This is a genomic window from Halorubrum sp. 2020YC2 (genome assembly GCF_018623055.1).
GTDB lineage: Archaea > Halobacteriota > Halobacteria > Halobacteriales > Haloferacaceae > Halorubrum.
This window is the reverse complement of record NZ_CP076019.1, coordinates 831,051-852,840: the sequence shown is the minus strand read 5'-3', so window position 1 is coordinate 852,840 and position 21,790 is coordinate 831,051. Positions and strand designations below refer to the sequence as shown.

Genomic DNA, 21,790 nt, shown 5'->3' with positions numbered 1-21,790 from the left:
CGAGGCGCGGACGGCAGGAGCTTTTTCATCGCTCGACCGTGAGTAGTTCTCATGGCGACTAACACCCCGGACCCGGAGCCGACGGACGGCGGGGACTTCGACTACACTGGCGGCGCGGTGGAACGGCCGGACCTCGTCGACGCGCTCGACCGCCGCGTCGACGGCGACGTGCGGTTCGACGACTACTCGAGGCGGCTGTACGCGACCGACGCCTCGGCGTACGAGGTCACCCCGATCGGGGTCGTGATCCCGGAGTCGACCGCGGACGTCGCGGCCGTCCACGAGTACTGCTTCGAGGAGGAGATTCCGGTCCTCCCCCGCGGCGGCGGCACCTCGCTCGCGGGACAGACCGTCAACGAGGCGGTCGTCCTCGACCTGACCGGCGAGATGGACGGGGTCCGTTCGACCGATCCCGACGCCCGGACCGCCCGCGTTCAGGCCGGCGCGTACGTCGGCGACCTCAACGCCGCGGTCGAGGACGCCGGCCTGAAGTTCGCCCCCGACCCGGCGTGGCGCGACAAGTCCGCCGTCGGCGGCGCGATCGGGAACAACTCCACCGGCTCGCACTCGCTGAAGTACGGCAAGACCGACCACTACGTCGAGGAGCTGGAGGTCGTCCTCGCGGACGGGACCGTGACGACGTTCGGCGAGGTCGCGGTCGCGGACCTGCGGGAGTCGGCGGACCCCGAAGCCGACGACCTGCTGCCCCGAATCTACGCCGAGGTCGTCCGGGTCCTCGACGAGGAGGCAGACGAGATCGACGATCGCTTCCCGGAGCTGAAGCGGAACGTCTCGGGCTACAACCTCGACCGCCTGCTCGCGGAGCACCGCGGCGAGTACGGCGAGGAGGGCGTCGTCAACCTCGGCCGCCTGATGGCCGGCAGCGAGGGGACCCTCGCGACCGTCACGGAAGCGACCGTCTCGCTCGTCGAGATCCCCGAGACGAAGGCGGTCGCGCTGCTCACCTACGACGACCTCCTCGACGCGATGGAGGACGTGGCGGCGTGTCTGGAACACGACCCCGCCGCCGTCGAGGTGATGGACGACGTCCTGCTCGGGCTGGCGGCCGACACGCCGGAGTTCGAGGACGTGGTCGGCATGTTACCCGACGGCACCGACTCCGTGCTGCTCGTCGAGTTCTACGCCGAGAGCGACGCCGAAGGGAAACGGAAGGTCGCGGACCTGATCGCGGACCGGGTGGGCGCCGCCGCCAACGGCGGGGCCGCCGACGGGGACGGCGCGGCCGTCGACACCGCGGCCGACCCGAGCGACGGCGCCGCGGAGACGACGAGCCATCCCCGGCGGGCGGCTCACGCGATGGAGGCGCACGACCCCGCGAAGCGCGACCGGTTCTGGAAGATGCGCAAGGCGGGCCTCCCGATCCTGCTCTCGCGCACCACCGACGAGAAGCACATCTCCTTCATCGAGGACTGCGCCATCCCGCCGGAACACCTCCCCGAGTACACCCGCGAGTTCCAGCAGATCCTCGAGGACAACGACACGTTCGCCACCTTCTACGCGCACGCCGGGCCGGGCGTGTTACACATCCGCCCGCTGATCAACACGAAGCAGGTCGACGACGTCGACGCGATGGTCGACATCGCGGACCGCGTCACCGACGCGGTGGTCCGGCTCGGCGGGTCGGTGTCCGGGGAACACGGCGACGGCCGCGCGCGCACCCAGTGGAACCGGAAGCTGTACGGCGACGACCTCTGGGAGGCGTTCCGCGACCTCAAGACCGCGTTCGACCCCGACTGGCTGCTCAACCCCGGGAACGTCTGCGGCGACTCCGACATGAGCGAGAACCTGCGGTTCGACGCCGACTACGAGTACGACGCCGGCTTCGACCCCGCGATGGAGTGGGCGGTCGACAACGGGATGCAGGGGATGGTCGAACTCTGCCACGGCTGCGGCGGGTGTCGCGGCCCGCAGGAGACGACCGGCGGCGTGATGTGTCCGACCTACCGCGCCTCCGACGAGGAGATCCAGTCGACCCGCGGCCGGGCGAACGCCCTCCGCGGGGCCATCTCCGGCGAGCTCCCCGACGACCCGACCGACGACGAGTTCGTCACCGAGGTGATGGACCTCTGTGTCGGCTGTAAGGGCTGTAAGGTGGACTGCCCGAGCGGCGTCGACATGGCGAAGCTGAAGGCCGAAGTGGAGCACGCCCACCACGAGGAACACGGGGTCGACCTGCGCACGCGGCTGCTCGGTCACTTCGAGTCGCTGGCGCCGCTCGCCTCGAAGTTCGCGCCGCTGTCGAACCTCCCGAACAAGATTCCGGGGAGCGGCCTCCTCGCGGAGAAGGCGCTCGGGATCGCGAGGGAGCGGGACCTCCCCACCTTCCGCTCGGAGACGCTCGTCGACTGGTTCGAGGCGCGCGGCGGCGCGGGCGTCCCGCGCGAGGAGGCCGCCCGCGACGTGCTCTTATTCCCCGACGTGTACACCACCTACACGAACCCCGGCGCGGGCAAGGCCGCGGTGCGCGTGCTGGAGGCGGCGAACTGCCACGTCGAGATTCCGGACGTCGACGGCAGCGGGCGCCCGCCCCACTCGAAGGGGATGCTCGACGTCTCCCGCGCCACGGCGAGAGACGCCGTCGAGACGCTCGCGCCCGACGTGCGCGACGGGTGGGACGTGGTCGTCGTCGAACCCTCCGACGCCGTCATGCTCCAGTCCGACTACCACGACCTGCTCGACGGCGGCGCGAGCGACGTGCCCGACGCCGACGTGGCGGCCGTCTCCGAGAGCGCCTACGGCGTCATGGAGTACGTCGACGTCCGCCGCCTCGACGAGGACCTCTCGCTCGACGCGCCGACCGAGTCGCTCACCTACCACGGCCACTGTCACCAGAAGGCGACGAAGAAGGACCACCACGCCGTCGGCGTGCTGCGGCGCGCCGGGTACGGCGTCGACCCGCTCGACTCCTCCTGTTGCGGGATGGCCGGCTCGTTCGGCTACGAGGCCGAGCACTACTCGATGAGCAAGGCGATCGGCGAGACCCTGTTCGAGCAGGTGGACGCCAGCGCCGGCGACGCCCTCGTCGCGCCCGGCACCTCCTGCCGGACGCAGTTGGAGGAGGGCCCGGGCGAGGTGCCGGAGCCGGCGCACCCGATCGAGAAGCTGGCGGCGGCGCTGGCGTAGGCGGTCAATTCGAGCGCGGGACTCTCTCACGTGAACCGGACGAGGAGCAGTTCTCAAAAACAGAGAGGCACAAGCCTTCGGTCAACACAGGTCCGGTAAACAGTTGGTGACATCCTCCCCGTTGTAAACGACGGGGCTTCCCGTCCCGCAGGTGGGATATTTGCTGGTCTACGACACGACCTGTTCTCTCGTGTGAAACGTCCCGCTCTCGCGGTCGAACAAGTGTGTCGATGGCTGTGCCACACAGCCGTTACTCCTATCCTCGCCGTGAGGACTCGGAGTTATCTTCTGACGCATATTCTCTGCCCCGTTACAGTCTGCGTTGGCTACCAACTCACACGACGAGCAGACGTACAAGCCACGTTCGACACGGTTCGATTTCGTGTCGTCTCCGCATCGGGAACACGTTTTCGAGGTGTTCCATTCGTTCTCTTTCAGCACCTCCACACCCCGCATCTCGCCTTTGTATTCGAGGTACTGGTAGATGCGGTCGAACGCCCACGAGTGGAGCTTCTTATTCCCCGTTTTACCCCAGTCTGACTCTCGGACGTCTTCAGGCCAACTCACCGCGAGCGTGCCAACACCGCGTTCCACACACTCCGTGACGATGGCGTCCGTTAGCGTGTGGTAGAAGTGTGTCTCACGTTCGGAGAGCTTCCGACGTGCCCACTTCGACTGCTCTGACAGGCCGTTCTCTCCCTCGGTGTCGTACTCAGCTCTGGTGAAGTAGTGTTTGTCTTCTTTGAGCAAGTTGCCGGGGTACAGGACGTATTCGTCCGGGAACGCGACCGTGGCGATGTTTGTGATGCCGAGGTCGATCCCTGCCACGCCGTCGCCAGCCGAATCCGCTGTTTCGAGCTCGACCTTACAGACGAAGTGAACTTCCCATTCGTCACCGTTCCAGACGGTACGAACGTTCTGTACGCGGTTGACTTCCGAGAGATCAACGTCCGGGCGAGTCTGGTACTCGCAAAGCAGGAAGTCTGAGAAGTGTTCTTTCAGATTCGAGCCTTTTGAGAGTCGGACGCGGTTGTTCTCAGGGTCGTGTTTGAACCCGTCTTCTTTGAATGTGACCGTGGAACGTGGTCGAGTATCTCCGCGCTTGCGGTAGCCGGGCGGGTTCGCCTTCTCATCTTTGTGTCGCAGATCGAACCACGACTGGAAAGCGTCAGAAAGTTCTTCGATGACTTTCTGACTGGATTGTGCGTTCAAATCTTTCCAGCAGGACTGGGTCTTCATATACGATTTCAGCACACTACCGTTCGGGATCTCGCCGGTTGCGTCCCAGATACGGTCGGCTGTCCATCGTGCGACGTTCCAAATCTTCGAGGCAGAATCACCGAGCGAATCAAGGCCATCGCAAACCTGTCGGTGGTTCCGAATGGAACCAACGTAGGTACGAGTGGCCTGAATCGCCATACATAGTCTATGTAGAGAATCCTACTTAATGGTGTGGATGAGCGTGGAATATCCGGTCTGCCATCGGCGGTGGATTGGGTAGGAGTTGTCGGATTCACTCCCGGCGTAAACGCCGGGATTCTCTCCTCGACGAAAGATAGCGGGAGTGGGTGTCGCAGATCGGCGGCCGCGATGTGGTAGTTAAATAACCGTGAGCGACGGCGACGAGTGCTTATAAATGGCAGGCGGTGGCGCGCCCCGGTGAGCGGCCCGAAGGGCCGCGAACCGCCGGTGCGAGGGAGTCGCTGGCGGCGACCGCCGCCAGCGACGAGGTTGGGGAGGCGTGAGGTGCTGTGCGGAGCGGTGCGGGGCGGGAATCAAAGGGGCAGTCACCGGCGGCGAGGCCGCCGGCTGTCACCGGGCGAAGCCCGGTTGCCAGAGGGACGGAGTCCCTCGCTGCCCGTGGCGCGTAGCGCCACGCTGTCGCGAGGGCGAAGCTCGCCGCAGTAAGCACCGCAGCGAGGGAGCGACTGCGACCGAGCGAGGCGCGCAACAAGGTGCGCGAGCCGTCGCAACTGGGGCTTTGAAGCCGTTCACCGCTACAGCGTCGATCAGTTATACATACCCGCCAGCAACACCGCGACCCGGTTTATAAGCAACCACGCCATCACGCTGAGCGACGTACGACACATACTCCCGCTGTCGATCAAGTTAGTCGCCACCCTCAACCCGGTCTTGCTCGCGCTCCCGCCGCCGCGCCAACACCCGTTTGAACCCCTTCCCGGGACCGCCCTCGATCGGCCACCCCTTCGTGCGCCACTGCGGCGGCTCCGGCGAGAACTCCGCGCAGGAGCCGGAACACTCCCGCGCGGTCGGGACCTTCCCCTTCGCCGCGCAGTACGGGACGAGCCCGCGGCCCTCGCGCCGGAGTTCGAAGTGCCGGCAGTCGGGCCGCATCGTGTCGTGGTACGAGCGCCACCCCTTCCCGTAGGCGCGCTCGGCGATTTCGAGCCGGAGCGTCTCGGTCTCGGGGTCGCGACGCGCGTCCGCATCGCCCGCGGCGCCCGGCGACAGATCGCTCGGGTGCCACGCCACGTCGGCCGCGTTGGCGTCGACCCCGCCCTCGAAGTCGGTCGCGAGGATGCCGGCCTCGACGGGCATCTCGCGGAGCAGGGCCGGCTCGACGCGCTCGCCGGTCGTCTCGGTCGCCAGCCACGCCTCGTCGGCGAGCGCGGTCCCGATGTCGTGTTCGAGTTGGGAAGCGAGCCGGTCGGCCGCGGAGCGGTCCAGGTCCGGCTTGTTCTCGACCGCGACGATCCGCTCGACCCAGTCCGGATAGGGTCGCACCCGGCGGATCTCGATCCGGTTGCCGTCGCGGCGCTTCTCGATCAGGTCTCGGCCCGCGGCGCGGTGGACCGCCTGCCGGACGTAGCGCCACGGGTAGCCGGGGTCGGGCAGCGCGTCGCGGTACCACGCCCACTCGGCGGGCGCGCCCCGGACGACGTGGAGGAGGTCGGAGCCGATGGTCCGGTCACCGAACGCGCGCCGGCGTCCGAACGCCTCGGGGTCGACCTCGATCACGACCGTGTCCCAGCGGCGCTCCTTCGTGCCCAGTTGCCGGGAGACGATCGCCGGTCGGGGGCCCTCGCTCGGGTGCCAGACCAGCTCGGCGTACCGGCAGACGAGAAGCTCGTAGCCGAACTCGGCGTCGGGCGTCACTACTCGCTCCGTCGAGCGGGGCAGACAAAAGGGGCCCGCTCGGGAGCCGAGCTAGACGTACTTCCCGCTCTCCTCGTCTTTCCGCTCGTTGAGGTACTCGTGGGCCTCCTCTAAGATGTCGCGGGGGCCGTCCTGCGTGATCGTGTTGAGGGCCTGGTCGTAGTCGCGCCACTGGAGGTCGCGGTGTTCCTTCGAGAGTTCGGCGCTCGCCTCGAACGAGCGGGCGATGAACAGGTGGACCGTCTTGTGGATGGTCTTGCCGTTCGCCTCGAACACGTAGTCGTACTCCTCGCGGAACCCGTCGATCAGCCGGAAATCCTCGATTCCGGCCTCCTCGCCGACTTCCCGTATCGCCGTCTGCTGGAGCTCCTCGTCCCCCTCGACCCCGCCCTTGGGGAACTCCCAGTCCCCCGGTCGGCTCTTCAGGAGCAGGTACTCCCGTTCGCCGCGGGTATCGCGGAAGAGGATGGCTCCGGCGCTGGTCGCTTCGACCGTCATTGGCCGCAGGTAAGCGATCACCCCTAAAGAGCGTGTCGGACTCCCGAACAGACCCGGGCGACTCGACGGCGTCGACCGGTCTGCGGACGAGATTCGCGGGCCGATCGACGCCGTCGACCGCGGGTAGATGCGTTTTTACCGCTCGGGCGGTCATTGGCGGACGACCCCCAGCCATGACCTTCGTCACGAAACTCGACTTCGCGTCCGGCGACCGCGACGTGCTCGTCGAGACCGTCCAGGAACTCAAGGAGACGCTCGAACGCAAGGGCGCCGAGTGTAAGGGGCCGCACGCGACCCCCTCCGAGCGCGCCACCGTCCCGCTGTACAAGAACCTCTCGCCCGGCGACGAGTTCTCGCCGTGGCGCTACGACGTGTACCGGCGTTCGATGGAGATCCACGGCGCCGACGACATCGCGCGCGACGTCGTCGGCCGCGACTTCCCCGACTCGATCCACGTCGAAGTCGAGGTCGACCAGAAGAAGCCGCTCGGTCACCGACGGGACTGAGCGACCGTCGCCGCCCCGAACCGGCGTTCAGCGCGGTCACGGCTGCGGTTTTCGCTCCTACGGACGCTGGGCCCTGTGAGCCCCCCGCTCGTCACCCGAGCGTTCGCAGATTTTCCGTCTCGACGCGGTCGGGAATTCGGTCGAGCGCCCGATCGCACCACGCGTCGTGGCCGAGCGTCAGCGTCGTTTCGGGGTTGGCCGTCGCCAGCGCGACGACCCCCTCCGCGGCCGCGACCTGCGCCGCGTCGTCGGTCCGCTCGGGAACCTCCGCGGTGAGCGGGTACGTCTCCGAGAGCGCGGGCGGGTACGGGCCGAACGGGGGTTTCACGCGCCACACCGCGTCGTACTCGTGGTCCGAGGGGGCCTTCGACTCGGTGAGCAGGAGCTTCTCGGGCGCCGCCAGCCGGGCGAGGCGACTCTGGTGGCGCTCCACCTCCGGGCGGCGGGCCGCCTCGTGAGAAGCGTAGAAGAACGCGTCCTTCGAGCCGGGGTCGGTGCGCTCTAACTCGTCGGCGTGGTCTAAGAGCGCGCGGTAGCCGTCGAGCATCGCCGGGTGGCCGCGGGCGCGGCGGTCGACGAGTTCGAGCAGGTTCCCGGAGCGGATTGCCTCCTTCACGCGGCGCAGTTCCTCGAAGGTGACGTGGAGGTTGTGCTCGGCCAGCAGCCGCTCCGCCTCGCCGTCGTCGAGGCCGCGGAGGTCGGCGGGCGAGTGGTCCGCACACACCGGACACGAGCAGGGGAAGTAGTCGAGGGCTTCGAGGTGTTCCGTGCCCGAGACGGTGAGATACCGCCCGTCGCGCGCCATCAGCGCGTAGGCGGCCGAGTCGAAGAGATCGCAGCCGGCCGCAACCGCGAGCGCCAGCATCATCGGGTGGCCGGCGCCAAACAGGTGGACCGGCGCGCCGGGGCCGAGGCCGCGCTTCGCCGCGCGCACCGCCTCGACCGTCTCGGCGTAGCGGTAGGAGTTGAGCAGCGGGACCATCGCGCCGACCGGGAACACGTCGAGGCCGGTCCCCGCCGCGTGCCGCCCCGCCTCCTCGCGCAGGTCGGCGTACGTCGACCCCTGTACCGGCGCGTTGACGAGCATCTCGCCGGTGTCGGCGGCCTCGGCGTCCGCGAGCGCCCGCTTCGTCGCCGCCAGTTCGCGCTCGGCGCGCTCGCGGTCGGCGTCGGGCGGCGTGGGCACGTCAACGGGGGTCGCCACGTCGCTGCCGATCTGCCGCTGGAACTCGATGATCTCTTCGGTCGTCACGTCGATGTCGCCGTACTCGGCCAGCTGGAAGGAGCCGGAGTCGGTCATGATCGCGCCGTCGAACCCAAAAAGTCGTGGAGCCCCTCCTCGACCGCGCGGTCGCGGATCCGGTCGGTGCTGCGGATGATGTAGGAGTTCGTGATCAGCATCTCCGCGCCGAACTCCGATTCGAGCCGCTCCGGCTCGATCGTGAGCACGTTGGGGTTGACCACGGGCAGGAGCGCCGGCGTCTCGACCGTGACGTCGGCGCGGGGGACCTCCAGCCGGCCGATCCGCCCGGCTGCGTCGTGGTCCCGGATCTCGAAGTGATCGCGCATACCCCGACTGCGCGGACGCGAGCGGTAAGGGTTGCGTTCGGCGGCGACGCGGGTCTCGGTCGCCCCGGGCGCGAGGGGCCGGCTACAGCCCGGTCGGGTGCGACACGTATGTGGTCTCGACGCCCCAGTCGTCGGTCAGCGACTCCAGCGCGCGGACGCCGAACGTCTCGGTGGCGTAGTGGCCGGCGAGGAACACGGTGAGTCCGGCCCTCGGGCCTCGTGGTAGACCTTCCCTTTCCCCTCGCCCGTGATCAGCGCGTCCGCGTCGGCCGCGACCGCCTCGTCGAGCCAGTCGACGCCGGACCCGGTGACGACCGCGATCCGCTCGATCTCGTCGGGACCGAAGTCGAGCACCCGCGTGGGCGCGGTCTCGTCCGCGGGCTGCCCCTCGAACCCGTCGAGCGTCTCGCGGATCTCCCGTGCCGACTGCGGCGACGCCGTCTCCCCCATCGTCCCGATCGTCACCGGCCCCATCTCCCCGAACGGCTTCCGGTCCGAGAGGCCGACCGCGTCCGCGACGCCGGCGGCGTTGCCTCGCTCCCGATGCCCGTCGAGCGGGAGGTGGGAGACGTATAAGGCGAGGTCGTTCTCGATCAGGGCCGCGATCCGGTCGTGCGCGCGCCCCGTGACGCGCTCGATGCCGCCCCACGAGATCCCGTGGTGGACGACGAGGACGTCGGCGCCCGCGTCCGCGGCGGCTTCGATGGTCGCCTGTGCGGCGTCGACCGCGAACGCGACGCGCTCCACGTCGGCGTCGTCCGGCCCCACCTGTAATCCGTTCGCGCTCGCGTCGACGTCGGCGTACGCGGCCGTGTCGAGTTCGTCGTCGAGTCGGTCGACGTACTCGGAGAGCTTCATACCGGACCGTGGACCGGCCGGGGAATAAAGCGCGGCGGTCCGTCGAGATCGGATCCGACCGTAGTCGCCGCCAATCCACGGCCCTCGCAGCCAACGATTTATAAATGAACGCGGCGGTGGCGCGTGCCGGTGAGCGCCGCACCGCGGCGCGAACCGCACGCGCGAGGGAGTCAGTCGCCGGAGCGAAGCGACGGCGACTGACGAGGCTGGGAGGTGTGAGGCTGTGGTCGGGACGGGACTCGAAGGGGCAGCCGGGAGGCCGGCGCACGCTCGCTGCGCTCCTCGTCACTCGCTTCGCTCGTTCCTGCGGTCCTTGCGTCGCCTGCGCCGGCCTCCCGGCTGGGGCTTTGGAGGAGTTCTTCACCGATCAGTAAGCAACCGTTTATAAACGAGCGGCCGGGGACTCAAGAGAGTTCCTCACCGACTCGTCGTCAACCACTTATAAACGACACTTTTAATCGTCGAGTTCTTCAGCCACGGAGTCCGGGGCCGCGTCGGGACCGCCGGCCGCGGCGTCAGTCATGTCCGTCTCCTCCACCTGCGACGTGAAATCGGGGTCGAACAGGCGGAGCGCGGTCCGGATCGTCTCCCAGTCGTCCTCGCCGGCGGCGTCCCGGAGCGAGCGCGTCGGGGCCGCGAGCAGCTGGCCGACCAGCGCGTCCGCCAGGTCCTCGACCGTCTCGCGCTGCTCGTCGGTCAGGCCGCCCTGCGCCTCCAGCTTCGACATCGCGCGGTCGAGCTCGCGCGCCTTCACCTGATCGGCGCCCGCGTACATCGACGAGATGGCGTCGTCCGCGCGCTTGCGCTTGTACGCCTCGAGGATGCGGTCCAGCTCGTCGTCGATGATCGCCTCAACGTCGCGGGCCTCCTGCGCGCGGCTCTCGCGGGTCCGGCGGGTGACGTCTTCGAGGTCGTCGATGTCGTAGACGGTGACGCCCTCGCGGGCGCCGGCCGCGGGGTCGACGTCGCGCGGCTGCGCGATGTCGATACAGACGAGCCGACCGGCCCCGTCGACGTACGACGGGTGGACGATCAGGTCCGGGCTGCCCGTCGCGGTGACGACGAGGTCGGCGTCGGGGATGATCGCCGGGAGGTCAGCGAGCGACACCGCCTCCGCGGGGGTGTCGACCTCCTCCGCGACGAACTCCGCGTTCGGGACGGTGCGGTTCGCGACGGTTATCTCGGAGACCGCGGTGTCGTCGAGCGTGCGCGCCGCGAGCGTGCCCATCTCGCCGGCGCCGACAACGACGGCCGACCCGTCGGTGAGGTCTATCTCGCTCGCCGCCAGCCGGACCGCCGCGGAGCCGAGCGAGACGACGCCCTCGTTGATCTCGGTCTCCGTCCGCGCGCGTTCTCCGACGTGGAGCGCCTTCGTCACGGCGTCCTTGAGGACGGGACCGATCCCGCCGGCGGACTTCGACTCCTCGTAGGCCTCGCGCAACTGGCCGATGATCTGGTCTTCCCCGAGCACGAGCGACTCCAGCCCGGAGGCGACTCTCATGAGGTGCTCCAAGCTCTCCTCGTGGTCGAGGCGACGGACCGCGCCGCCGCGCACCTCCGGCGCGAACGTCGACAGCGCCGTCGCGCCGTCGACCGTGCGGTCGGTGACGACGTACGCCTCCGAGCGGTTACACGTCTGCACCGCGAACGCCTCTTCGACCCCTTCGCGAGCGAGCAGGTCGGAGACGGTCGCGCGGACGCCGTCGCCGCCGGCGGCCTCGATCTCGTCGACGGTCGCGTCGCCGTGAGCGACGCTCGCGCCGGCGATCGCACCCGTCTCTCTCATCGATTGAGTACCTCCTCGATCACGGTGTCGGCCTCTTGCCGTCCGTTGGATCTCCCCTTTTGTAAACCCTTCCAAACCCCCCGCGATCTGACGACGCGCCGGACCGCCTCTCGGCGCTTCTCTGGGGCGATACCCGCCGATTTCAGCTCCTCGCGGATCTCCCCCGAGAGCGCCGCCATCTCGCCGGCCCCCTCGATCTCGCCTTCGATCCGCTCCCGGAGCGCCTTCGCGAGCGCGGGGCTGGTCCCCCCCGTCGAGAGCGCCACGGTCACGGGGTCGTCCTCGACGGTCGCCGGCACCACGACGCTCCCGGGGTCGCGGCCGCCCGAGACGTCCGTCCGGTTGACCAGGATCCCCCGGTCGAGCGCGGCCGACTCGACCGCGGCGTTGACCGCCGCGTCGTCCGTCGCGGCGACCGCGAGCGCCGGGTCGAACCGCTCGATCCACTCCGAGACCGCGTCGGCGTCCGGCGCGGCGCGGACCAGTTCGATCGGTCCGTCGGACTCGCTCGTACCGTCGTCAGCCGGGCGCAACCGTTCGTCGAACTCGGGGCTGACGACGACGACGCGCACGGCCTCGTCGAGCCCGCGCGCCTTCCGCGAGCCGACGGCGCCGCCGCCGAAGACGACCACCGTCTCGCCCGAGAGGTCGTGGTACAGCGGCGTCACGGCGCACCCCCGGGCGACTCGGTTCGGCTGGTCACGCCGTGTTGCTGTCCGCCCGGTCCGCGATGCGGATACCGGTCTTCTTCAGGATGCGCGTCGAGAACAGGGTGTCCCAGTCGTCGGCGCCGACGTCCCAGTGCTCGTCCATCAGCTCCCGCACCTCCGCGATCCGGCGCTCGCTCTCCGCCTCCGTGCGGCCGTGCGTCATCGCGAAGAAGTTGTACTCCCAGACGCCCGCGTGTCGCGGGCGCTCGTAGCAGTGGGTGACGAAGTCCAGCCCCGCCACCGCGGGACCCACCTCGTCGAGCGCGTCCTCGGGGACGTCCCAGACCGTCATCCCGTTCTCCGTGTAGCCGAGCGCGTAGTGGTTCGGGATGACGCCGACGCGGCGCACCTTCCCCTCCCGCTCGAACCGCTTCACCGTCTCGATAACCCAGTCGACGTCGGCGCCGATCGCGGCCGCCACGTCCGCGTACGGCGTCTCCGTCACCGGCAGCCCGCCCTGAATTTCGACCACGAGGTCGCGCTCGTCGGGCGTGAGCGTCCCGCGGTCGCTCGGCGTCACCTCGGGACCGAGGTCCGAGAGGTCCACGTCTCCCTCGGGGACCGGCCCGTCGACGAGGAACTTCGCGCCGACGTGGAACTCGCGGAGCTTCGGGAGGTTGTACGTCTCTTGCCCGGTCGTGGCCTCGATCTCTTCGAGCACCTCCTCGACGCGGTCGCTCCCGTCTTTGTCCGGGTCCGGGTGGTCCGCGACGCTCACCACGAACCACATGTTGAGATGGGGGTGTTCCCGCTCGTAGTTGTGCGCGACCGCGGTGAACTCGTTGACCGTCTCCGCGACCTCCTCGTAGCGGTCCTCGGGCGCGTGCATCGCCACGAGCGACGCCGCCCCGCCGATCTCCTCCGCGTTGACGAGCGCGCCGAACCGCGAGAGGATTCCCTCCTCGTCGAGTTCGCGCACGCGCTCGCAGAGCTCCGGGCCCGTCACGTCGACGCCGCGCTCGCGGAGCGCGGCCGCCGCCGCGTCGAAGGGGCGCTCCGCGACCGGGAAGCCGCCCTGGAACGCGTTGATGATCGCGCGGTCGAGCGCCGTCAGATCCGCGTCGACCTCTTGCATAAACTGATGTCGGGACCGAGCGAGAATAAGCGATCCGACCTGATCCGGCGGGCTCGCGCCGCGCCGCTTCAAACGGGATCGGTCGGCCGGTCGATCGGGGAGCGGCGCTACTCGTCGACGTCGCGGGCGATGTCCGCGAGCGACGACCGCGGCCCGCGGTTCGCGTCGTAGACGGTCCGCTCGCCCGGAATTCGAAGCCCGTACAGTTCGCCGGGCACGACCACGTCGAGGACGACGCCCTCGCCCGGCTCCCGGCCGTTCGCGTCGATCCACTCGACGAGGCGGTTCGCCCCCTCGCCGCCCTCGCGGGCGAGCCGCCGGTTGTCGAACGCGCCGCGGAGGAGCCGTCCCTTGGAGTCGCTCGCGACCCGCGCGTGGTGCTCCTCGCGGTCGATCGCGACGCGAACGATATCGCCCGCGCTCACGCCGAGTTCGTCACAGCTTCCGGACTCGACGCGCCCGTCGAGCGCGTCGTCGTCTGGGAGCCTGACGCAGGGGCGGCGAGTGCTGCCGCTCCGCGCAAGGGAGACGCGAACCGAGGAAACGTCCTCGCCGTCGGAGGGGACGCGAGGCATCGGACCCTTACTCGTCGGCGTCGTCCGCGTCGCCCTCGCCGAACGCGGCCGCCACGTCGCCGTCGCCGTCGACGACGCTCGCGTTGATCTGCGCGACATCGTCGTCGACCTCGCGGCCGCGGACGGTGATGCGCTTGCGCTCGCCCTCGCGGGACGGCTCGAAGCCGACGCCGCCTTCGAGGAGGAGCTCCTTCAGGCGGGTGCCGGAGACGTCCTCGCGCATCGGGCGCCCGGTCTCGTCGGAGCCGCCAGTGAGTTCGATCGTGTGCTCTGAGAGCCCGACGGCGTCGCCGCCGATCTCGTCGCCGAGTTCGCGACCGAGGAATCGGTTGGCGTCCTGTCCGTCGACCTCTCGCTGGAACGTCTCGCCGGTCTCGGGGTCGGCGACGACGACTTTGAATTCGGCCATGCGCGAACCCAGTCCCCCGCGCATAAAAAGCACGTCGAAACGTCGGAACCGCGGGCCGCGCCGCGCTCAGGCGTCTCCCCCGTCGACGCGCACGATCTCCCGCTCGCCGTCGCCCCACGCGCCCTCGACGAACGCGTCCTCGACCGCGCGAGCGACGGCGTCCGGGTCGCCCGGACCGCCCGCGTCCGCGACGCTCCCGACCGAGTCGGGGTCGAAGGGGACGTCGAGCGCGTCGTAGACGGGGTCGGTGACCCGCGCTATCGGGCCGGGGTCGTCCGCCGAGACGACGAGGACGCCCGCGACGAGCGCCGCGTCGGCGCGGACGCGCTGGGCGAGCCCCGCTATCTTGCCGTCGTCCGTTGCGTTCGCTTCGCCCGCGACCCGGAGCGAGTGGTCGCCGGGACAGAACGCGGCCGGCGGCTCTCCCCGGACCACGTCGGCGCCGAGCCCCCGGAGCGCGCCGCGCAGCGCCTCGGTCGCGACCTCGTACCGCGAGTCGATCGACCCGCGCCCGTCCCCGGTCGGCACCGCGACGCCGAACGAGAGCGTCGCCCCGGTGTACGCGACCGCCCGGCCGCCGACGTCGCGCTCGACGGCGGGGAATCCGGCGTCGCGAGCCGCCCGCTTCGCCCGCTCGAATCCGGACTCGCGGGCGTCTCGACGACCGAACGCGACCTGCCGGGGTGGCGCGGTGACGCGCACGGCCGGAACCCCGTCCGCGGCCGAGGCGAGCAGGTCTGCGGTCGGCTTCCGGTCCGCGGCGGGCGTGGCGAACTCGCCCCTGTACACGCGCATGGACGGGACTGACGGCGGGAGCGCACAAGCCGTTTGCGCCGAGCGGGGCGGTCGCGGTCCCCCGGTCCGGAGCGCGCTCGTCGCCGCGTGACACAACAGTTTTGTCCGCGCTGAGAGTGGTACGGATACCGATGAGCGACCTCGGCGCGCTGCCGGTCCAAGCGTACCTGACCGCCTGCCTGCTGGCGGGGGGCGTCGGACTCTGGCTCGGCCGGGTCGCGTGGCGGGAGCGCGACGAGCCGGGCGGGATCGAGGTCGCGCTCTACCTGCTGTGCGGCGGCGGCATCTCCCTCCTGTACGCCCTCCGCATCGCCGCGCCCGGGGAGGTCGCGATGACGGTCGCGCTCAACCTGGCGACGCCGCTGGTCGGCGCGCTGCCCGTGCTCTGGACCCTCTTCGCCTTCGCATTCACGGGCCACGACCGCTGGCGGACGGAGAACCGGATCGTCGCGCTCGCGACGCCCGCCTTCGTCTGGGTGCTGCTCGCGTGGTCGAGCGGGACCCACGGGCTGGCACGGGACGCGGTGACCCCCGTCACCGACGGGCCGTTCACGCTGCTCGGCTACGGGCTGGGCCCGGTCGGGGGCGCGTACGTCCTCCTCGCGTACGCGCTGTGCGTCGCGGGCGCGCTCCTCGTCGTGGACCTCTACGAGCGGACCGGGAACCGGTACCGGCTTCAGACGTTCGTGGTGCTGCTCGGCACGCTGTTCCCGTTCCTGGCCGGCGTGGCGACGTTCGTCGACCTCGGGAGCTACGCGCACCTCTCGTGGCTGCCGACCGCGTTCGTGATCCACGGCGTGTTCCTCTACGGCACCGTCTTCTGGCTCGGCACCCTCGACGCGGCGGTCGTCGCGCGCGACACCGCCGTCGAGGTGATGCAGGACCCGGTGATCGTCTCCGGTTCGGACGGCCGGATCCGCGACCTCAACCCGGCCGCCGAGGCGCTCCTCTCGCCGGACGCGGTCGGCTCGTCGCTGTCCGAGGCGTTCCCGCGGCTGGAGGACGGCGCCGAACACCCGGTGGTCGTCGGGGACCGCCGGTTCGACATCCAAGAGAACCCGATAACCGACCCGCGCGGGACCGACCGCGGCCACGTCTTCCTGCTCCGCGACGTGACCGAACGGGAGCGGCGACAGACGGAGCTCGAACGCCGAGAGGCGGAGCTGGAGCGGCAGAACGAGCGGTTAGAGGAGTTCGCCGGCGTGGTCTCGCACGACCTGCGGAACCCCCTCGCCGCCGCGTCAGCGGCCGTCGAGTTGGCCCGTCAGCGCGGCGACGACCCGGACGGCGCCTTAGAGCGGGCCGCGAACGCCCACGACCGGATGGACGACATGATCGAGGGGTTGCTCGCGCTGGCGACGGCGGGGGAGACGGTCGACGACCTCGACCGCGTCTCGCTCGACGGGACGGTCAGGCGCGTCTGGTCGCGGCTGGAGACCGCGGACGCGACGCTGGCCGTCGAGGGCGACGCGACCGCGCTGGCCGACCGCGACCGACTCGAACAGCTGATCTCGAACCTGTTCCGCAACGCGATCGACCACGCGAGCGACGACGTCGCGGTCACAGTCACCGTCACGGTCGGCGGCGGCGAGGTGACGCTCGCGGTCGGGGACGACGGCCCGGGGATCCCGCCGGCGGAGCGCGAGCGCGTCACCGAGCGCGGCGTGTCGCTCGGCGGCGGCACCGGCCTGGGGCTGGCGATCGTCGGCGACATCGTCGAGGCCCACGGCTGGGGCCTCTCGGTCGTCGAGTCCGACGCGGGCGGCGCGCGGTTCGTGATCGAGGGAATGGAGGCGGCGGAGCCGTGACGGGGGCGCCGACCGGCGACGACGATGACGGTGACGGCGCCACCGACCCCGACCCGCCGGCGCCGACGGTCTCGCTCCCGGCGGACGTGATCGAGCGCTACGAGAAGTTCTCGCGGTTCAACTCGCCGTACCCGGCCCACCGCCGCGGCCGCGCGGTGGACCTGTACCCCGGAGACGGCGTCGGGCGCTCCCCGGTCGCCGGCGTCGTCAGCGAGGTCCGCACTGTCGGCTGTCCGGACCGCCCGTACGCGGCCGGCGAGGACCACCTGATCGTCGTCGACCTCGCGGACGAGTGGTGCGCCCGCGCCGGCGTCGCGCCCGGGACGGTCGCGCGGGTCCTCCACGTGATCCCCGAGGTGGCACCCGGCGACCAGGTCGCGGTCGGCGACGCGCTCGGGCCGACGACGCGCTCCGGCTTCTTCGGCCAGTGGGTCGACGACCACGTCCACCTCGGCTTCCGCCCGCCGGACGCGAACCCGCTCAGGGCGAGCGGGTCGCTCCCGGTCGCCGTCGACGCCCCGGTCGAGCCGGTCGCGTGGGACGGGACGGGGACCGTCGTCGAGCGCGGCCCGACGCACGTTGTCCTCGACGGGCCGCGGCGCGGGGGCCCGGGCCGGTCCGAGTCCGGCCCGCAGTTCGCGGCGCTCGCGAGCGACGAGGGCGTCCCGCTCGACGGCGGGGTGACGCATTACGCGGGCGGCGGGACGTTCGGCGTCGGGGGCGGGACCGTCGCGGGGGGCGAGCCGGCCGAGGCGGTCGAACCGATCAAGCCAGACGACCCGCTCTCCCTCTTCGGCGCTCGAATCGGAACCGCGACCGACCATGGCGCGGGGGTGGGGCCGGGAGCACCCCGCGTCGAGTGGGCGCCCGTGGACGTCCTCGCGAACGGCGAGCGCGTCGTCGGGCTGTCGCTGTTCGCGGCGCGCGGCGACCGGTTCGGCGTCAAGATAGTCTGTCCCGACCGCGAGTTCGCGGTCGGGGAGTCGGTGACGGTCGCGGTCGTCCCGAGCGACGATCCGGTCCGCCTCGGCGTCGGGTGACCGGCGACTCCGGCGCCGACACGCCTGCGGCGTCCGTCGTCGACCCCACAATCGATCGCCGGTTGTCGGGCGTTTCCGGGGGCTACAAACCGTCCGAGAGCGAGTCCCGGAACATGGACCGCACGGACATCGCGGCGATGGACCCGCTCCCCGACGCGGCGACGGAGTTCGTCGAGCGGAAGCTGGAAGACGATCACGGCTACCTCTCGTGGCTGAACACGTCGGTCGAGACGATCGAGCGCGGCCGCGTCGTGCTCTCTATCCCCTTCGACGACAAGCTCACGAACGCCGACGGGCGGACGATCCACGGCGGCGTCGCGGCGACCCTGATCGACACGGCCGGCGGCGTCGCGCAGCGCACGACGTTCGAGGACCCGCTCGACGGCGGCGTGGCGACCGTGAACCTCAACGCGAACTACCTCCGGCCCGCGGACGGCGACCTCCGCGCGGAGGCAGAGGTCGTCAGGGCCGGCGGCTCGATCGGCGTCAGCGAGATGACGGTCACCACCGCCGGGAACGGGGGCGGGGCGGCCGAGGGAGACGACGGGAGCGACGGGACCCGCTCCGAGGTCGTCGTCGGTCAGGGGTCGTTCCGGCTGTTCCGGGAGTAGCCCGAGAGGTCGTCGAGGACCGCGCAGAAGGCGGAGGGACCGTCCGGAGCGTCGCCCTCAGAGCCCTCACCGGCCAGCTCGGCCGCCAGCGCCGCGACCGGCCCGCGGTCGGCGCGGTCCGAGGCGGCGCGAACGACGACGGACTGCTCGCCAAGCGAGACGAACCCGCAGCCGAGCCGGTCCGCGGTCTCGCGGAGGCCGAGCCCGGCGTCCGCGTCGCCGGCGACGACCGCGCGGACCGGGCTCTCGAACGCCTTCGCCGTGCGCTCGTAGCCGTCGATCCGCTCCGCGAGCGCGCGGCGGTCGGCGTCGCGGTCGCCCGCGACGTCGTCGAGCGCCGCGTCGAGGCTGCGACGGAGCCCCGAGACGGTCGGGCGGTTCCGGAAGCGGAGGTCGCGGTCGACGAGATCCGCGAGCCCCGTCACCCCGTCGGGGTTGCCCTCCGGGACGACGAGGCCCCACTCGCGGCTCCAGCCGCCGAGTTCCTCGGCGTCGGCGTCGCGGTCGGTCGGACCGGCGGTGACGGCCACGTCGGGGACGCCGTCGCGGAGCCGGCGGAGCCCCTCGCGCGAGCCGACGGCGAGGTACCGCGGGTCGTCGAGCCGGTCGAGCAGGCGGTTGAGCGCGGGGTCGTCCTCTCCGACGCCGAGCAGCGTCGGCGGGCGCACGTCGGGCGAGAACAGGTCGACGGAGACCGTCTCGCCGGCGTCGAGGTACTCCGTGTCCGGGTCGACCGCGACGACGCCGTCCGCCTCGACGAGGCTCGTCGTCGCGCCCGACCCCTTGTCGACCGGGTAGACGAGCGGGCGGTCGCCGTCAGCCAGATCGAGTAAGCCGACCGGCATCAGCCGCATGCGGCCCTCGCCGTAGCGCTCACCGACGCCCATCCGCCCCTCGACGGTCGCCGTCGCCGGCTCGGGCCGGCCGGCCGCCTCGCGGATCGCGGGCGCGACGAACGTCCGGAAGATGGTCAGGGCGGACACCGGGTAGCCGGGGAGGCCGATGTAGGCCGACTCGCCGGGTCGATCGCCGTCCGGACCGCTATCTCCGGTTCGGTCGAGCCGCCCGACGAGCATCGGCTTGCCGGGCTTGACCGCGACGCCGTGGAGGAGCAGTTCGCCGCGCGCCTCGATCACGCGGTAGATCACGTCGACCGCGCTGGCCGAGGTCGACCCGGAGGAGCACACGAGGTCGCACTCGTCGGCCGCCCGGCGGAGCAGCCGCTCCATCTCGTCGTAGTCGTCGCCGGCGTGCGGGTAGAGGACGGGCTCGCCGCCCGCCTCCTCGACGCCCGCGGCGATCGTCGTCGAGTTCACGTCGTATATCTCGCCGCGCTCCGGGTCGAGCTCCTCGCCCGGCCGGACCAGCTCGTCGCCCGTCGAGACGATCCCGACGCGCGGGCGGCCCTCGACCGGGACCTCGTCGACGCCGAGCGCCGAGAGCAGGCCGATCTCGCGGGGCGTCAGCCGCGTGCCGGGACCGAGCGCGCGGGCGCCGGCGGCGATGTCGGTCCCCGCGGTCATCACGTGGTCGCCCGGCGCGACCGAGGTCCGGACCGCGATGCGAGAGGGGTCGTCGCCGGCGTCGTCGCTCCCCCCGACCTCGTCCGTCCGCTCGACCATCACGACCGCGTCCGCGCCCTCCGGCATCACCGCGCCCGTCGATATCTCCGCGCAGGTCCCGGGCTCGACGGTCACGTCGGGCGCCGCGCCGGCGTGGACCGCGCCGACGAGGTCGAGTTCGACGGGGTCGGCCTCGTCGGCGCCGAAGGTGTCGCGCGCCCGCACGGCGTACCCGTCCATCGAGGCGCGGTCGAAGCCGGGCACGTCAATCGAGGCGTCGACCCGCTCCGCGAGGACGCGCCCGCGGGCCTCTCGCAGCGGGACCGCCTCCGGCGCCGGTGAGAGGTCGAGCGACGCGATCGCCTCGCGGGCGGCCTCGGGGGTCGCGAGGTCGCGGAACTCCTTGCGGTCGCTCATCGGTTTGCCTCCCACAGCTCCACGTCGACTGCCTCGCCCGCGTCGAGCCCCTCCCGCGGCTCCGGGACGACGACCCAGCCGTCCGCGAGCGCGACGCTGGAGAGGATTCCGGAGCCGCTCGCGCGGGTCGGCGTCGCGGTCGGGAGGCCGTCGTTGCTCTCGTCGTCGTCTTCGTCGGGGGGACTGAGCGTCACCCGGGCGAACGTCCGCACGCCCGGTTCGCTCGCGACCTTCCGGGCGAGCGTCGCGCGCCGCGTCGGGAACGGCTCCGCGTCGGTCCCACCGGCCCGCTTCATCGCAGGGCGGAGGAACTGCGCCGCGTTGACGATGCACGCGACCGGGTAGCCCGGGAGCGAGACGATCGGCGTCCCCTCCGCCCGTCCGAGACACACCGGGTGGCCGGGCTTCAGCGCGACGCCGTGGACGAGCACCTCCCCGAGGCCGTCGACGACTTCGGGGATCAGGTCCCGCTCGCCGACGGAGGAGCCGCCGGTGGTGACGACCACGTCGGCGTCGAGGTCGGACTCCACCGCCTCGCGCAGCGCGTCGGGGTCGTCGGTGACGACGTCGCGGTAGCGCGCCGCGCCGCCCCAGCGCTCGACGAGCCGCGAGACGGTGAGCCCGTTCGTCTCGATCACCTCGCCGGGGCCGGGGTCGGACTCGACCAACTCCTCGCCGGTCGGGATCACGGCGACCTCGGGCGGCTCGCGGACCGCGACGCGGTCGAGACCGACCGAGCGCAGCAGGCCGACGTCGGACGGCCGCAGGACGTGGCCCGGCTCGTAGAGCCGCTGGCCGGCCGCGACGTCCTCGCCGGCCTCGCCGACGTTCTCGCCGGCCGCGACCGCGTCGAACACCTCGACGTCGTCTCCGACCGACTCGACCTGCTCGATCATCACGACCGCGTCCGCGCCCTCGGGCACCGCGCTGCCGGTGTGGACGCGGGCCGCCTCGCCGGGCGCGACCGCGTCCGCCTCGACCGGCTTCGCCGCGAGGACCGCGGGCGAGCGGTCGCCCGCACCGAAGGTGTCGCTCGCGCGGACCGCGTACCCGTCCATCGCGGCGCGGTCGTACCCCGGTACCGGGGCGGGCGCGTCGATCGGTTCGGCGACGACGCGGCCGTCGGCCGCCGCGACCGGGACCGATTCCTCTCGGTCGTGGGGCGTGACGGCGTCGAGGAGCGTCGCCCTCGCGTCCGCGACCCGGGTCCGTCGCTTGAACCCGGACTCGCGTCTGTCGTGGCTCATACTCCACAATTCGCGGCCGCGGGCAAAAACCCCGTTCTCCGCGGGCGGCGTCGCCGGCATCCG

16 protein-coding genes and 2 pseudogenes are annotated in these 21,790 nt (G+C 71.2%); 5 read left to right on the top strand and 13 right to left on the bottom strand.

Annotation, left to right across the window (positions count from 1 at the left end; genetic code table 11):
- Positions 1-51: 51 nt before the first annotated feature.
- Positions 52-3,144: an FAD-binding and (Fe-S)-binding domain-containing protein gene (locus KI388_RS04205; RefSeq protein ID WP_215088126.1), complete on the top strand. Its 3,093-nt coding sequence runs from the start codon at positions 52-54 to the stop codon at positions 3,142-3,144.
- A 168-nt stretch (positions 3,145-3,312) separates the two neighbouring features.
- Here KI388_RS04205 and KI388_RS04200 read toward each other — a convergent pair whose 3' ends face one another.
- From KI388_RS04200 to KI388_RS04190, 3 genes are all read right to left on the bottom strand, one after another.
- Positions 3,313-4,563: an RNA-guided endonuclease TnpB family protein gene (locus KI388_RS04200; protein ID WP_215088125.1), complete on the bottom strand. Its 1,251-nt coding sequence runs from the start codon at positions 4,561-4,563 to the stop codon at positions 3,313-3,315.
- Between the two features lie 690 nt (positions 4,564-5,253).
- Positions 5,254-6,261 carry a DUF5787 family protein gene (locus KI388_RS04195; protein ID WP_215088124.1) on the bottom strand — a complete coding sequence of 336 codons (1,008 nt, stop codon included), beginning with the start codon at positions 6,259-6,261 and terminating at the stop codon, positions 5,254-5,256.
- 51 nt (positions 6,262-6,312) lie between these two features.
- Positions 6,313-6,759 (bottom strand): bis(5'-nucleosyl)-tetraphosphatase, encoded by a 447-nt coding sequence (locus tag KI388_RS04190; RefSeq protein ID WP_215088123.1) that lies wholly within the window; start codon positions 6,757-6,759, stop codon positions 6,313-6,315.
- Between the two features lie 173 nt (positions 6,760-6,932).
- On the opposite strand from KI388_RS04190, the gene KI388_RS04185 reads away from it, so the two are divergent.
- Positions 6,933-7,265, top strand: a complete 333-nt coding sequence (locus tag KI388_RS04185; RefSeq protein WP_215088122.1) for an uS10/mL48 family ribosomal protein — start codon at positions 6,933-6,935, stop codon at positions 7,263-7,265.
- A gap of 91 nt (positions 7,266-7,356) precedes the next feature.
- Here KI388_RS04185 and tgtA read toward each other — a convergent pair.
- From tgtA to KI388_RS04145, 8 genes and pseudogenes are all read right to left on the bottom strand, one after another.
- Positions 7,357-8,834 (bottom strand): annotated as a pseudogene (gene tgtA / locus KI388_RS04180) (tRNA guanosine(15) transglycosylase TgtA).
- Positions 8,835-8,916: 82 nt separating this feature from the next.
- Positions 8,917-9,692, bottom strand: a pseudogene (locus tag KI388_RS04175) (Nif3-like dinuclear metal center hexameric protein).
- Positions 9,693-10,146: 454 nt separating this feature from the next.
- Positions 10,147-11,478 carry a glutamyl-tRNA reductase gene (hemA, locus tag KI388_RS04170; RefSeq protein ID WP_215088121.1) on the bottom strand — a complete coding sequence of 444 codons (1,332 nt, stop codon included), beginning with the start codon at positions 11,476-11,478 and terminating at the stop codon, positions 10,147-10,149.
- The gene (locus KI388_RS04165) at positions 11,475-12,146 is read right to left on the bottom strand and encodes an NAD(P)-dependent oxidoreductase (RefSeq protein WP_215088120.1); all 672 of its coding nucleotides are present in this window, start codon (positions 12,144-12,146) and stop codon (positions 11,475-11,477) included. The genes hemA and KI388_RS04165 overlap by 4 nt, the downstream gene beginning before the upstream one ends.
- Positions 12,147-12,177: 31 nt before the next feature.
- Entirely contained in the window at positions 12,178-13,263 is a 1,086-nt protein-coding gene (locus KI388_RS04160; RefSeq protein ID WP_215088119.1) for an Lrp/AsnC family transcriptional regulator, read from the bottom strand.
- A gap of 107 nt (positions 13,264-13,370) precedes the next feature.
- On the bottom strand, positions 13,371-13,838 hold the full coding sequence (locus KI388_RS04155; RefSeq protein ID WP_215088118.1) for a hypothetical protein: 468 nt from the start codon (positions 13,836-13,838) through the stop codon (positions 13,371-13,373).
- Positions 13,839-13,845: 7 nt separating this feature from the next.
- Positions 13,846-14,247, bottom strand: a complete 402-nt coding sequence (locus KI388_RS04150; protein ID WP_215088117.1) for a 30S ribosomal protein S6e — start codon at positions 14,245-14,247, stop codon at positions 13,846-13,848.
- A 66-nt stretch (positions 14,248-14,313) separates the two neighbouring features.
- A complete protein-coding gene (locus KI388_RS04145) occupies positions 14,314-15,042 on the bottom strand; it encodes a lipoate--protein ligase family protein (RefSeq protein ID WP_215088116.1) in 729 nt (242 codons plus the stop codon).
- Positions 15,043-15,173: 131 nt separating this feature from the next.
- On the opposite strand from KI388_RS04145, the gene KI388_RS04140 reads away from it, so the two are divergent.
- From KI388_RS04140 to KI388_RS04130, 3 genes are all read left to right on the top strand, one after another.
- Positions 15,174-16,850 carry a histidine kinase N-terminal 7TM domain-containing protein gene (locus KI388_RS04140; RefSeq protein ID WP_215088115.1) on the top strand — a complete coding sequence of 559 codons (1,677 nt, stop codon included), beginning with the start codon at positions 15,174-15,176 and terminating at the stop codon, positions 16,848-16,850.
- The gene (locus tag KI388_RS04135) at positions 16,847-17,890 is read left to right on the top strand and encodes a hypothetical protein (protein WP_215088114.1); all 1,044 of its coding nucleotides are present in this window, start codon (positions 16,847-16,849) and stop codon (positions 17,888-17,890) included. The genes KI388_RS04140 and KI388_RS04135 overlap by 4 nt, the downstream gene beginning before the upstream one ends.
- A 113-nt stretch (positions 17,891-18,003) precedes the next feature.
- Entirely contained in the window at positions 18,004-18,501 is a 498-nt protein-coding gene (locus KI388_RS04130) for a PaaI family thioesterase (RefSeq protein ID WP_215088113.1), read from the top strand.
- Here the strand turns inward: KI388_RS04130 and KI388_RS04125 are convergent.
- Positions 18,471-20,480, bottom strand: a complete 2,010-nt coding sequence (locus KI388_RS04125) for a molybdopterin biosynthesis protein (RefSeq protein ID WP_215088112.1) — start codon at positions 20,478-20,480, stop codon at positions 18,471-18,473. The genes KI388_RS04130 and KI388_RS04125 overlap by 31 nt on opposite strands.
- Entirely contained in the window at positions 20,477-21,727 is a 1,251-nt protein-coding gene (gene glp / locus KI388_RS04120; RefSeq protein WP_215088111.1) for a gephyrin-like molybdotransferase Glp, read from the bottom strand. The genes KI388_RS04125 and glp overlap by 4 nt, the downstream gene beginning before the upstream one ends.
- Positions 21,728-21,790 lie beyond the last annotated feature (63 nt).